General features: G+C 41.1%; 14 protein-coding genes. 4 read left to right on the plus strand and 10 right to left on the minus strand.

The genetic code is table 11. The features are described from left to right. Nucleotides 1-69 precede the first annotated feature (69 nt). From ACKLNH_RS16420 to ACKLNH_RS16435, 4 genes are all read right to left on the minus strand, one after another. The gene (locus tag ACKLNH_RS16420; protein WP_413113339.1) at nucleotides 70-417 is read right to left on the minus strand and encodes a phasin family protein; all 348 of its coding nucleotides are present in this window, start codon (nucleotides 415-417) and stop codon (nucleotides 70-72) included. A 35-nt stretch (nucleotides 418-452) separates the two neighbouring features. Continuing rightward, complete coding sequence (locus ACKLNH_RS16425; protein WP_413113340.1) at nucleotides 453-1,658, minus strand: acetyl-CoA C-acetyltransferase; 1,206 nt, start codon at nucleotides 1,656-1,658, stop codon at nucleotides 453-455. 29 nt (nucleotides 1,659-1,687) lie between these two features. Next, complete coding sequence (locus tag ACKLNH_RS16430) at nucleotides 1,688-2,428, minus strand: SDR family oxidoreductase (RefSeq protein WP_413113341.1); 741 nt, start codon at nucleotides 2,426-2,428, stop codon at nucleotides 1,688-1,690. 851 nt (nucleotides 2,429-3,279) lie between these two features. Continuing rightward, nucleotides 3,280-3,579: a hypothetical protein gene (locus ACKLNH_RS16435; RefSeq protein WP_413113342.1), complete on the minus strand. Its 300-nt coding sequence runs from the start codon at nucleotides 3,577-3,579 to the stop codon at nucleotides 3,280-3,282. A gap of 246 nt (nucleotides 3,580-3,825) precedes the next feature. Here ACKLNH_RS16435 and ACKLNH_RS16440 point away from each other — a divergent pair, with 246 nt between their 5' ends. From ACKLNH_RS16440 to ACKLNH_RS16455, 4 genes are all read left to right on the plus strand, one after another. Beyond that, a complete protein-coding gene (locus tag ACKLNH_RS16440; RefSeq protein ID WP_413113343.1) occupies nucleotides 3,826-4,869 on the plus strand; it encodes a GMP reductase in 1,044 nt (347 codons plus the stop codon). Nucleotides 4,870-5,014: 145 nt separating this feature from the next. Continuing rightward, nucleotides 5,015-5,635 (plus strand): TnsA endonuclease N-terminal domain-containing protein, encoded by a 621-nt coding sequence (locus ACKLNH_RS16445; protein WP_413113344.1) that lies wholly within the window; start codon nucleotides 5,015-5,017, stop codon nucleotides 5,633-5,635. A gap of 2 nt (nucleotides 5,636-5,637) precedes the next feature. After that, complete coding sequence (locus ACKLNH_RS16450) at nucleotides 5,638-7,518, plus strand: Mu transposase C-terminal domain-containing protein (RefSeq protein WP_413113345.1); 1,881 nt, start codon at nucleotides 5,638-5,640, stop codon at nucleotides 7,516-7,518. 22 nt (nucleotides 7,519-7,540) lie between these two features. Next, complete coding sequence (locus ACKLNH_RS16455; RefSeq protein ID WP_413113346.1) at nucleotides 7,541-8,521, plus strand: TniB family NTP-binding protein; 981 nt, start codon at nucleotides 7,541-7,543, stop codon at nucleotides 8,519-8,521. A gap of 255 nt (nucleotides 8,522-8,776) precedes the next feature. Here ACKLNH_RS16455 and ACKLNH_RS16460 read toward each other — a convergent pair whose 3' ends face one another. From ACKLNH_RS16460 to ACKLNH_RS16485, 6 genes are all read right to left on the minus strand, one after another. Then, nucleotides 8,777-9,391: a hypothetical protein gene (locus tag ACKLNH_RS16460; RefSeq protein ID WP_413113347.1), complete on the minus strand. Its 615-nt coding sequence runs from the start codon at nucleotides 9,389-9,391 to the stop codon at nucleotides 8,777-8,779. Nucleotides 9,392-9,423: 32 nt separating this feature from the next. Next, nucleotides 9,424-9,741, minus strand: a complete 318-nt coding sequence (locus ACKLNH_RS16465; protein ID WP_413113348.1) for a hypothetical protein — start codon at nucleotides 9,739-9,741, stop codon at nucleotides 9,424-9,426. Between the two features lies 1 nt (nucleotide 9,742). Then, entirely contained in the window at nucleotides 9,743-10,015 is a 273-nt protein-coding gene (locus ACKLNH_RS16470) for a hypothetical protein (protein WP_413113349.1), read from the minus strand. Between the two features lie 134 nt (nucleotides 10,016-10,149). Continuing rightward, nucleotides 10,150-10,638, minus strand: a complete 489-nt coding sequence (locus ACKLNH_RS16475; protein ID WP_413113350.1) for a GNAT family N-acetyltransferase — start codon at nucleotides 10,636-10,638, stop codon at nucleotides 10,150-10,152. A gap of 594 nt (nucleotides 10,639-11,232) precedes the next feature. Continuing rightward, nucleotides 11,233-12,249: an IS110 family RNA-guided transposase gene (locus tag ACKLNH_RS16480; RefSeq protein ID WP_413113351.1), complete on the minus strand. Its 1,017-nt coding sequence runs from the start codon at nucleotides 12,247-12,249 to the stop codon at nucleotides 11,233-11,235. A 92-nt stretch (nucleotides 12,250-12,341) separates the two neighbouring features. After that, nucleotides 12,342-12,971, minus strand: coding sequence for a LysE family translocator (locus ACKLNH_RS16485; RefSeq protein WP_413113352.1), 630 nt, complete (start codon nucleotides 12,969-12,971; stop codon nucleotides 12,342-12,344). Nucleotides 12,972-13,267 lie beyond the last annotated feature (296 nt).

Here is a 13,267-nt window from a genome sequence, read left to right on the forward strand (position 1 = left end):
CTCAATTAAGATTGATCGAAATACCGCCTACTGATCAAATTAAAACAAGAACAGTAGGCGGCAGGGTCATTAAGCTGGTGTCACTTCTTTCACGTTTTCTGCAACCAGTGCATCTACGTCAGCTTTAAACTCTTGTGCAATAGCAGACAGCTTGTTGCTATCGTCAATCATTTGCTGAGAAAGCTTAGTCAGTGCTTCTAGTTGAGAACCGTTGAAAGATGTCAATGATTGCAAGTCTTTTACTTCACTTGCAGCTTTCATTTGAGACAAACCAAGGTCACTGTATGAGCGTAGTGCCGATAACTGCAGCTCAGTGATTTCTTCAATGTTCTTTGTAAACAACTTGTTGAACTTCACATATGGTGCAAGCGTTTTTTCAGTTTGATCTGATAGTGTCTTAAACATTTCCGTGTACATAACATAACTCCTATGAGTAATTATTGACTTATTTATTAACAACTTTTCAAAACAATGGCAGTACCCATACCACCACCAACACACAGAGATGCAACGCCATACTCACTTCCTCGACGACGCATTTCATGCAAAAGGCTTACTGTAATTCTGTTACCGGACGCGCCCAATGGATGACCCAATGCAATCGCGCCACCATTAATATTAGCCCGTTCTAGCAATGCTTCTAAATCTGTATCGTGTAATTCAGCTAACTGATGGGCGACACCCAAAGCTTGGCCGGCAAATGCTTCGTTTAATTCAAAAACATCAATATCTTGTATTGTTAGCGAAGCTAACTTGAGTGCCTTTGTTACCGCTGGGACTGGCCCAAGCCCCATGATCTTTGGATCAATGCCGGCTTGCGCATAACTCACTACCTCTGCTAGCGGTGTTAAGTCATACTCTTTTAGCGCCGCTTCTGAAACGACGATTATGGCACTACCTCCATCATTGATTCCTGATGCATTTCCAGCAGTTACCGAGCCTTCTTTGCGAAATGCTGGTCTAAGTTTTGCCAACTTCTCTGCAGAAGCATCAGGTTTAGGATACTCATCCGTATCAACGATCACCGCTCCCTTCCGTGTCTTGACTTCTACAGGTGCAATTTCATCCTTGAATTTACCTGCATCAATGGCCGCAACCGCTTTTTGTTGGCTCGCCAATGCAAATGCATCTTGCTGCTCTCTGGTTAAACCCACGGTATCCACGACATTCTCAGCGGTAACGCCCATATGATACTGGTTAAACGCATCTGTCAGACCATCCTTAATAAGGAGATCGGCCATCTCTAGTGAACCCATTTTCTGTCCATCTCGTAGACTACCAGGCAGAGCAAATGGTATTTGAGACATGTTTTCTGCCCCCGCAGCAACGACAACTTGAGCATCACCAGCTTTAATATGTGCTGCAGCGTCCATCACAACTTTCATGCCACTACCACAAACCATATTCAAACTGTATGCTGGTACCTCGTTTGGCAGTCCTGCATAAATGGCAGCTTGGCGACCCGGTCCCATACCTTGTCCAGCACCGATCACATTTCCTAAAATAAGTTCATCTACAGCAGAACTAGGCACCTGAGCTTCTTCTAGCGCTGCTTTAACGGCAATGGCGCCCAACTGAGCTGCTGGCACTGATTTCAATGCACCACTAAAACTACCCAAAGGTGTACGTTTCGCTGCAACGATATAGACTTTTGACATCTGTTTTCTTCCTTAAAAACTGACTAAACTTACTGCATGTACAAACCGCCATTTAGCGATAAGGTCTCTCCTGTAATGTATCCACCAACTTCGCTCGCCAAGTAACTAACTGCGCCAGCGATTTCCTCAGGTGTTGCTAAGCGCTTCATCGGAATTTCTGCTTTGATGGCATCAAGAATATCGGGGTTAATGGCTTCTACCATCGGTGTTGCGGTGTATCCAGGTGCAATTGCATTAACGGTAGTGCCACTTCTGGCTCCTTCTAACGCCAATGCCTTGGTGAAACCAATCATCCCTGCTTTAGCTGCTGAATAATTAGCTTGACCAAACTGGCCTTTCACACCATTCACAGAGCTGATATTGATAATGCGCCCATTACCCTTCTCACACATTGCAGAGAAGAGAGGTTGAGTGACGTTAAATAAACTATTGAGATTTGTGTCAATCACATCTGCCCATTGCGTCACTTTCATCCGCTTAAACACCGAATCACGTGTAATACCCGCATTATTAACTAAAATATCAACCGTACCTTCTTCCTGTAGGAGCTGCATTAACACGCTCTGACACATTTCGGTATCGGTAACATCTAAGGACAGTAGCTTTACTTGATCCTTACTGTAACCAGACTCCTCCATCCACTCACGTGCACACGCATCATTTCCTGGCGAAAAGGTGGCAACAACGGTGTAACCACTATCTACCAAGCCGCGCGTAATTGCAGACCCAATACCACCCTTAGCGCCTGTTACCAGTGCTAATTTTTTCATGTTCCGGACTCCTTCCCATTTCTATTCTGACTTTTAAAGCGACATGCTTTATTAATATCTTTTTTATTCATATACATCCAAGGCATCTACGCACCTTTAGTGTATAAGTATGTATAATCACAAACTAACAAGTCAGTTTTATGACTATTGCATGTCAACTAGACGATAAGAACACAGGTGAATATAAATATCAAGCCAAAACCGTTTACGCCCAGCTCAACATACATACAAGCCCACCCCGATAACCAAATATCGTAAAGCCGATAACACAATCGTTACCAAAATGACGTTTAAGCATATAGGCATGCCTTCATGTTTCTGTTAAAAGTAAACGGCCAACCATGGTTCAATGGACGAGGAGATGCATAAGTATGCAACAATATCAAGCATATGCAAGCCCGTAACTAATACGTAACTATCGGAACAATTCATGATTTTCTCGCAATATACGCGCAAATACGGTCAATTTTGGCGCAATTGATTGTTCGATGTGTTGGAGAAGGTTTGCTTTGATATTAAAAGGTCAACCGATCTGAGCAGCTTAACAATCAGATGCTGATTGCATGAGTCAGAATTTGATTAGCGGTAGCGCTAAAGAAAATAAGGCGTATAGAGAGAATTAAACCACTGCCACTCAATGAGATCGTGATTCCATAACAGATTAGCAAAAGACAAAAAGTGGGTCACTAAACGTGACCCACTTTCAATTTTTGAAGAAGTATTTATCAACGTTTAGCGCAAAAAAAATTTGCAATATGAAACATCGATCACATAAGCAAAACATGGCAACGTCAGTTAAACAAAAGTGCAGTCGCATAACAGCTGTTTGCTATATTCAGAGCACACGCCGCCTATTTAAATAGTTTCAACGAACCATAATGATGATTCAATGCAGAAACAGTAACAACATGACCTGTCATTTTAATAAACATCGTTGTCGGCGACTTCTCAGGACGACACTCATATTGATAGGAGAAGCGCTCTGTCGCTAAGCGCACTAAGTCATATTTTTCCCGATGGCAGGAAATCTCAGCTTGCCAAGCCTTCGCTGAAATAACCTCTTCGGGTACTTCTGCTCTAACCGCAAACTGCCATCGTCCATCTTCACCATAGTAATCGATAGGAAATAGACGCTTAATCTTTTTCCGCATGGTTGCTCCATATGAATAAAAAACACACGCAAACAAGCCTAAACAAGCTCAATTCACTGCATATAGAGTACAGTGAAAAGAAAATAAATATAAATTTTACTTGCGTAAAGGTATTGTCTGTCTATAATGCTGAAAACCGGAGCGTCTGCCAACGCTCCGGTTTTTTTTTGCCTGTAATCTAGAAAACATACGCCTCTGCCAAGGCCCTATTTTCTGATTACAAATTCGATAAGATAAGGAAACACTATGCGTATCGAACAAGACTTGAAGCTCGGTTTTAAAGATGTACTATTTCGTCCAAAACGTTCAACCCTAAAAAGCCGCTCCCAAGTCGAATTAACCCGCGATTTTACCTTCAAGCATAGCGGTCGTCAATGGTCTGGTGTTCCAATTATTGCCGCTAATATGGATTCTGTGGGTAGTTTCGAAATGACAGCAGCACTAGCACAACACAATGTAATGACGGCTGTGCATAAACATTATACGGTTGCTGATTGGGCTGAGTTTGTAAACAAGTACGATACTGGCGTACTAAATAATGCCATGGTCTCAACTGGAACATCTGATGCAGACTTCCAAAAAACCAAAGACATCATGGCACTTTCTGATGACCTCATCTTTATCTGTATCGATATTGCAAATGGTTACTCCGAGCACCTTGTAGAGTATGTACAAAAAGTGCGTGCTGAATTCCCTAACAAAGTTATCAGTGCTGGTAATGTTGTGACTGGCGACATGGTTGAAGAACTTATTCTTGCTGGTGCGGATATCGTTAAAGTTGGTATCGGTCCAGGTTCTGTTTGTACTACCCGAGTTAAAACCGGTGTTGGCTACCCTCAACTTTCTGCAATTATCGAATGTGCCGATGCAGCACATGGTCTAGGTGGTCGCATTATTGGCGATGGCGGCTGTGCCTGTGCGGGTGATGTTGCAAAAGCTTTCGGTGGCGGTGCAGATTTCGTTATGCTTGGTGGCATGCTGGCCGGTCACGAAGAGAGCAATGGTGAAATTGTCGAAAAAGATGGCAAAACCTTCATGAAATTTTACGGCATGTCTTCTGAGTCTGCGATGGCGAAACACTCTGGTGGTGTAGCAAAATACCGCGCCGCTGAAGGTAAAACCGTACTATTGCCATACCGTGGTCCAGTTGATAACACTATCAACGATATCATGGGCGGCGTACGTTCGACTTGTACTTATGTCGGCGCAGCACAGCTTAAAGAATTAACTAAACGCACGACGTTTATCCGTGTACAAGAGCAAGAAAATAACGTATTCGGTAAAGCATAAGCTTCAGCGTGTTGTTTTATATGTAAAAACAACCATACGTTGATTTTACGAAACCATACCCTGAAACAAAAACAACCATACCTTGCAATAGCTTACACAGTATACAATACTTATGTAAGTTTACTACAAGCATGGTTGTTTTTTTATGAAGAAACGAATTCTAAGAAACTCATCAGAAAAAAACATATCTCGGTTTGTCAGCCTCAAAACTGACTCTATACATACGGTTGAATCCGACTTAGAGTTTGACGCCTGTTTTCACTTCGAGTTTTCAGCACAGATTGTAGCTTTTGAAGCACAACCCCTAGGTTTCGAGTACTATCTCGAAGGTAAGCGACGTAGATACACTCCCGATTTTTTAGTTACTTATGATGACTCTTATCAGCCGTTTTATGAGATAAAACCAAAGCACATTGCAGAAACCGATGAGTTTAAAGAAAAATTTGCCGCCCAGAAAAAATATGCGCTGAGTATTGGTAATGACCTCCATGTCCTGACTGAGGACGATATTCAAATTTATCCTTTACTAGACAACTTAAAGATCATCCATCGATATGCCTGTGATGAGAAACTCAATGCTATTCAACGCAATATACTGAAGTTATTTAAAAAATATGGCGAATTAAGAGTTGAACAAGTTGTTCAATTCTCCTCAGTCCATTCATCAATGTTACTGCCTGCTTTGTATGATTTAGTCGCTAAACAACTGTTGACCATTGATATGCACCAACCTATTGGCTGGCGAAGTCAAGTTTGGTGCTCATAGCAATGACTGACAAAGACACACTACGATTCGGTGGGCTATTTCCAAGCTCTGACAATAAATCCAAACCTAAAGAGACATTATCGCTACCAGTATGGAAAGACATCGACATCACCTTCACAGATATTTTTGGCGTTAGCGAAGACCGAAGAGACGAGGCCATACATAGATATAATATTCTTGAGTACCTCATGGTACTTCATGGCACTACATTTTCAAAAAAAGAAATAATTGACTCTTTACCATTGCTAGAAGAAAAGTTTGGTTCGAACACCCCATCAACAAGTAGCATTGACAGATACTGGAGAGCCTTCAAAAAGTCGGACTTCAAACTGTCTTCACTTATTCCTAAAGTCACAGCTGGCAATACAGGCAGCAAAGCACCAGAAGAACTTGAGCCATTAATTCAAGAAGCAATCAAAGATTACTTTTCAGCTGAAAAGCAAACAGCAGCATCGGCATATTTTACACTAGAAACTGAAGTCTCAAGGTACAACGAAATCCACGACACTCAACATTCTTTGTTTTCAATACAATCATTTAGAAAGAGGCTAAGAAAACATTCAGAGTACGACAAAATATTACTAACAAAGGGGAAAAGTGCTGCTGATGCGGCATTTAGAAAAGTCGGTCAAAGACCTGCTACAACACGAGTACTAGAGCGCGTTGAGGCTGATCATACCAGACTCGACTTATTCGTTATCGATGAACACCATGGAATTCCTCTTGGCAGACCTTGGCTTACACTCCTCTACGATACTCATACGAAAAGCATCATCGGCTTCTACTTAGGCTTCGAGCCACCGAGCTATCTGTCTGTCTCATTAGCACTCGAAAATGCCATATTACCTAAAGACCATATTAAGGAACTCTACCCCTCAGTTGAAGGGACTTGGCCTTGTTATGGTCTACCTGAACATTTAATCGTCGACAACGGAGCAGAATTTAATAGCCGTGACTTTAAAATTGCCTGCAAAGAACTGAAAATCCAAGTTAAGAAAAATCCGACCAAAAAACCATGGCTTAAAGGTTCAGTAGAGCGGTACTTTCGTACCATAAACAACCGATTTCTCTCTAGGCTGCCAGGAAAGAGTTTCAGTAATATATTTGAAAGGAAAGACTACGATCCACTTAAAAACGCAGTAATCGATCAAAGTTTGCTACAAGAAATGGTTCATATCTGGTTGATTGATATCTATCAGAATGGAAAGAATGGGCTTGAAAACAACATCCCAAATTTAAGCTGGATCGATGCTGTTAATTCCTCTGTTCCACCACGTCCGTTTAAAGGCACAAGAGAACAATTAAAGTTTAATCTAGGAAAAAACCACGAGGTGCCTCTCGATAGGAATGGCATTAGACTTGGTACCACAATACGTTACTCTAGTACTCGTTTAGCGAGGTATTTTGGTAGCCATACGTGTGCAAATAAAAAAAGTGTGCAAGTGCGCATTAAATATGACCCTAGCTGCCTAGGCAGAGTCTATGTTCTTGATGAAGATAGGGAAGAGTTCTTTGCTGTTGAAGCTGTCGACGCTGACTATGCCTACTCCGTTTCTGAATGGTTGCACAAAACATGCTGTAAATACGCAAGAAGACATATAAGAAAAAACTATAACCATAGAGATGTTCTTAAAGCATGGCGGAAAATCCTCGACATTATTGATGAAGCAATAGAAAAAACAAGGCATACAAAAAAAAGAAACTCTTTAGGTATAACAACAACCTCTAGAGTACAACGAGTAAAAGAACATTCAGAAAGAGCAGCTTCCGAAGCCACGAAACAGCATACGAATAAAGCGAATAGTGGATCTCTATCAGAGCCCGATGATGACGAACTAGATTGGGATATCGAAGTGAATACTAATGGCTGGTCGATAGAGTGACTTATCTAAGAGGCAAACTGACATGGATCGTAACAAAACAGAGAACATTGTTGATAAGGTCAAACAAATCTTTATCCAAAACCCCAAAATTACTGACATCCTCGATGATATTGCAGATTGCCGAGAGTTTAGTGATGGCATTCATGAGCCAGACTGCATGATCGTCGTCGGAGATACGGGTTCCGGTAAAACAACACTTATTAACAAATACTTAGATAAAAATCCACGCTCAGAGACAAGTGATGGCTCTGTTATCCCAATTCTATCAACCTCTCTTCCTCCTAATGCCACCCCTATAACTGCTTCTGAGCAATTGCTGTCTGACCTTGGTGATCCTTTAGCATTTTCTAGAGGGAGCGATCCTGTGAAAATCGCCAAAGAAATAAGTGACTTAATGCTGTCATGCGGGGTTGAGCTAATTATTATTGATGAGTTTCAACACATGATAGACAGAAAAAATAAGCAAGTTTTACATAGCGCTGCCGATTGGTTGAAAATGCTTATCGTTCGTTCTAAGGTTCCTGTGGTACTCTTCGGCATGCCTTACTCCGTGGTAATTTTGGAGGCAAATAATCAATTAGCGGGGCGCTTCGAACTACAACATACACTTGAACCATTTAGATTGAACAACAAAAAAAATCTTCGTCATTATAAAGCCTTTCTCACGATGCTTGATGATGAACTTCCTTTCCAAGAGCTTTCAAACCTTACATCTCCTGACATGATGAAACGCATATATGCCTTCTCTCACGGTAATCTGCGCCGCATAAGAAAGCTCATCAATAGAGCTAGCCGTCTCGCACTGCGTGATAATTCATCTAGGATTTTACTCGAGCACTTTGCCAATGCGGCTCCTAAAGTAAGCAAGGCAGCATGCGAAAAACAAAATCCATTTAAAGTAAAAGTGAACAAACTAAGGATTGAACACCCTCCTAAAGATATTGGATGGGAAAACTACCTTAATCAACAAGAAATAGACAGCTCGGCAAAGGACTTATTTTGATGAGCTTTTATATGCAAGTATAAGGGCTCATTCGCGTACGCAGCTTGTCGTTACTAGCCACACTCGCAAACAGACTAGCCAGCGCACATTTGGACATAAATGTGTCAGCGAATTTACTAAATTAGGATATAACGGATTAGCTGAAGTATGGGAAAGTCACGCCGCGTTAAGGCGTGACGATGCGCTTGCCATACTGTGAGCGAAGCGAAACCGGCAAGCGTTGAGGAATCGCTCTTAAACGCTTGTATGCAGTATTTATTTCACCTGAACCTCATTCAAGCGCAACCTTATTGCCTCACAAGCTAAATCAATTAGTTTGCTGATATTTCTATTGTTTTCCACTGCCTTTTCATAATAATCCCGATCTACCGATTTACCATGCTTATAATCAACGCTCTCGTCATAACAAGCATTACGAACTGCACTTAGAGCCTCGTAGACTGATTCAGAGAAAAATGGCTTATTCTTTTCTAATGTTGTGGAAAACGCATTAAATGGATCTATGAATTGGTTATACCTTTCTGCTTTTCTTTCTTCTTCACTTTGAGAAGGATCGATATGATCAAAGATTGGACGCAGCTGAGAAGTAACAATCTTTAATTCAACTAGAAGTTCCCAAGCATCACCGTATATTCTGTACTCTTTGTCGAACTGGACTTGAGAAACAAACACAGAGTGCTGTAGTTCTGCATCTAACCGTTGGTTTGCCGACGTTAGATCTTGTTCAAGTTTCTTTAACTCAACAGCTAGATCACTTTTGTTTCGCTCGATGATTCTACTGAGCCAAATCTTACTGATAAACGCAAACAATGCACCAAGTACCAATGTTGCCCCACCAAGTAACTCAACAATTTCTCGATAATATTCCACCTGAAACTCCAAAAATACTGCTAACGCCTGCCTTAAGCGCCTTCAGGGAGGGTGATTTTCTTATCTCCAAGAGGATTTACCTCAGCCCAAGTTCTCAAGATTAAAGGAGCAGAAACACCTATATTTGCAGCCAATATTGGCTGTAACTCTACGCCTGATACGATATAAACATAAGCTAATCCGCCGCCTAATAGTGGCATGATTAAATATGGTAGCCAGTAAACAATATCTGAAAAATCGGGACGTTCAACTTTTGCAACATGTTGTAATTCAGCCAACTCAAGTAACTTGATTGCTAGTGCCCCAAAGAATGCGCAATATACTGGTAATTGAAATAATGAAGTTTCCATACTATGCCATCCTATTTCGCATTGCAGCCATTACTCTTTCACCAAAACTAGACTTCTTTTTGAAATGGCGACGGGTGGCATATAAAGCTTCGCCATTAGCACCGTTAATCGACGATCTTACAATTTTATCTTGTTGTGCCTGTAAAACAGCTTCAACTTTTACTGGACTAATACGAGACGCAGTTGCGATTCCTTTGATAGTCCTCCACTTATATCTGTCATCTTCAAGAGCTTTGATAACTTTTTCTTTATCATTTTTATTTGAACTAGACATATGTCCTCCTTTAGCGCTTAACGCCTGCCATAATTTGCCCCCCCAAAAACTAAACAGACCACAGTAAACACACAAGCCAATTCATACCAAAAATGTGCCGTGTAAAGGGTCAACTTAATGGCCTTGTTAACTGGCTAGACCTGAAATCTGATGAAGTTCATCATAAGATCCACATCTAGATCTTCAGAGAGGCTGTACTCACTACCAACAACATTGGATACCGCCGATTTCCAAAAGTTTAGCGCAACAATATTTTCACTTAAGATGCGAATTTGCCATTTCCCTGGGTATGATTTGAGAACAAGTCCAAGCGCTTTCTTACCAACACCCTTCCCCTTAAATTTTCGTAACACGAAGAACTGTTCAATATCATAAATTGATGTATTTGAAGGGTATCTTCGAACAAGAGCAAAACCAGCAAGTTCTGAACCAACAAATATCAAATACGGAAAATGGTCATCCCTAAGCCAATACGCATCAAGCTGGAATGAGTCAAATGCATATAGTCCATCATCGTTAGGAGTAAATCCCATGAATTCAGACATATCGTACACGTAATATTGAAATAAATTTTCGAGCACGCTGCGTAACTTCGGCTCAATTTTAACCAACGAAACTTCCATAATTCTCCTGCTAGTTAGCTTTATATGCGGCAAATTGCCACATATCCTGCTTTCCACTTCGCCGCATATCCCGCTATATCTTAGTTTCAGCACTAGATTTAACTATAAAAAATTCAATAGGATAAGGGGTAACTCCTGTTACTTCTACAGCTGATATACCGCAAGTTGCAGCCTATTAGCAGGGTACACTACTGTACTCACGTTACCAAGGTTTCATGCATCTCGTAACATTATCGATATAGTATTGATCGCTGTACATGTAGTTCACTCAACCAGACGTGATGCCATTAGCAAAAGTACGGAAAAAGAGAAGTGGATTGTTGGCGTAGAGCACCTGCTCTAAACGATTTTGGGGCAAAATGTATGGTACGCCCCGTTTTGCAAGTGAAAAATCTAAAATAACGGAGTTGGTTTGCGCTAATGTATTCAGAGTCTAATTGAGACTTTGCTTCTTAAGCCCCACCTCTACGATGAGATCCGCGCCAGATTGTCCTCATAAGCGTGAAAGCATTTTTAATGCTGTTTTGCCCCTCAGGTCTTCAATCTGGTGGTCTAACCGTTTTGTCATCTTGATTTATCATATGCAAATCTTGGTTATACTTTTGCTTCAAATGCTTTATGAGAGTTCATCACTGACCATGCTATGCGAGCCAATTTATTGGCCAATGCAACAACAGCAACGTTGAATGGTTTTCGACACTTCAAATCAATAAGCCACGAACCGAAATAACGCTCCGCAGAGCTATCTCTCCACATGACAGCTCTAGCTGCATGAACAAATAATTCCCTCAGTTCTTTGTTTCCCCGCTTCGATATACCCAACAACCGAGGTTTTCCTCCCGTTGTATATTGAAACGGTACTAACCCTATCCATGCTGCAAAGTTTCGCCCATTAGCAAAGTCTTTTGGGTCTCCGACAGAAGACAAGCAACACGAAGCTGTCATAGGCCCGATACCTGGTATCGTTTGAAGCAAACTATATAGCTCATTTTCTTTATTGAGTTCGACTAGTTTTTGGTCTTGAACAGCGATCTTTTCATTTAGTTGGTTGTAGAAGTCCAATTGGTCACGAAGCTCAAGAATGATCTGTGGTGGGACTATAGCCTCTTTATCTGCTAGCCACTGGAACAGCATTTTCATATTGGCATGCCCGCGAGGAAAGCTAATGCCAAACTCTAGCAAGATTGACCCGATTCTATTCATACAGGAGGTTCTTTCGCGAATATATCCTGTTCTAATTTTCCTAATCACCGTACTAATTTGAGCTTGTTCGCTTTTCGGAGAGACAAACCTCATATTAGGTCTCATGGCAGCTTCGGCAATGGCATCAGCATCAATGAAATCGTTCTTGTGGCTCTTAACGTATGGCTTTACATACTGTGCAGGTACTAGTTTGACCTTATGAGCATATTCTTGGCATTTTCGAGCCAACCAATGCGCACCACAGCACGCTTCCATTGCTATGGTTGTAGATTCTTGCTGTGAGATAAAATGAATGAGCTTAGCTCGGGTCAATTTGTGTCGGAAAACTTCACGGCCAGAATAATCGTGGCCAATTAGATGGAAAACAGACTTACCGAGATCTATACCAATAACTTTAATAGCTGACATGATGGCACCTCTAAATGTTCATCGACCATGCTAATTTTAGCGTAGGTGTGGGGCGTACCATCTAATTAGCGTGCCATAGCCGTTTGTTATATTTATTTACTCGATACAGCTAATAAACTACCTGCTGTTACGAAGAAACCACCTAAGGTACGATTAAACCGAAGCATATTGGTTTTGTGCTCAAACCAAGGTGCTACTTTTAGCCCTAGGCTTGAATATGCAAACATTGTAGCAAAATCGATTACACTCCAAGTTAACGCTAATATGATGAATTGAACGGCTTGAGGGCTGCCTAAATTAATAAAGTTAGGAAATAAGGCAGCGAAGAAGATAATGTCTTTAGGGTTGCTGATACCAACAAGAAAACCTGTTTTGATTTTTTCCCAATCGTTAGATACCTGACCACTAATACTACTCTCGGAAAAGGACACACCCATACTTCCTTCTCTCAATAACCCTATGCCCAAATAAACGAGATAAGCTGCACCAGCTAGTTTTACGACTAAAAACGCATTTGCAGATGCAAGAAGCAAGACGCCAAGTCCAAACGCAGACAAAGCCATTAATAATAGTGAAGCTACGCTACCACCTAAAATGGTTGGTATTGAGCTCACTGCTCCGAACTTTACACCGTGGTTTAAACACAATATCGCCGATGGTCCTGGTGTGAAAATCAATAGGCTGATAACACTAACATATGCGATCCATAAGTTAAGCTCCATTTGCTTTAACCCCACAAGATTGCGAAAAATTCGATTACAGATATAACTGTATTAAACTGAGTAACGTTTTACAAACTAGAATGAGGTGAAACTGGGACAGTTCATAACCCCTCCTTAGATACGAAAAGCCTTAAACTCTATCATCGCAATTTACACATGCATAATCAATAAATATCAATTACTTACAATCTTGTTAGTAACAATGCCATCTCCGATTTCTGGGTTTACTGTAATTAAATAATGTAAGGGAAAAGTATCATCCCTTTGATTAGTGATAGACTTAACTACAACATTTC

Origin of the sequence: Thaumasiovibrio clandestinus (assembly GCF_047250365.1) — a bacterium.
Classification (GTDB): Bacteria; Pseudomonadota; Gammaproteobacteria; order Enterobacterales; family Vibrionaceae; genus Thaumasiovibrio.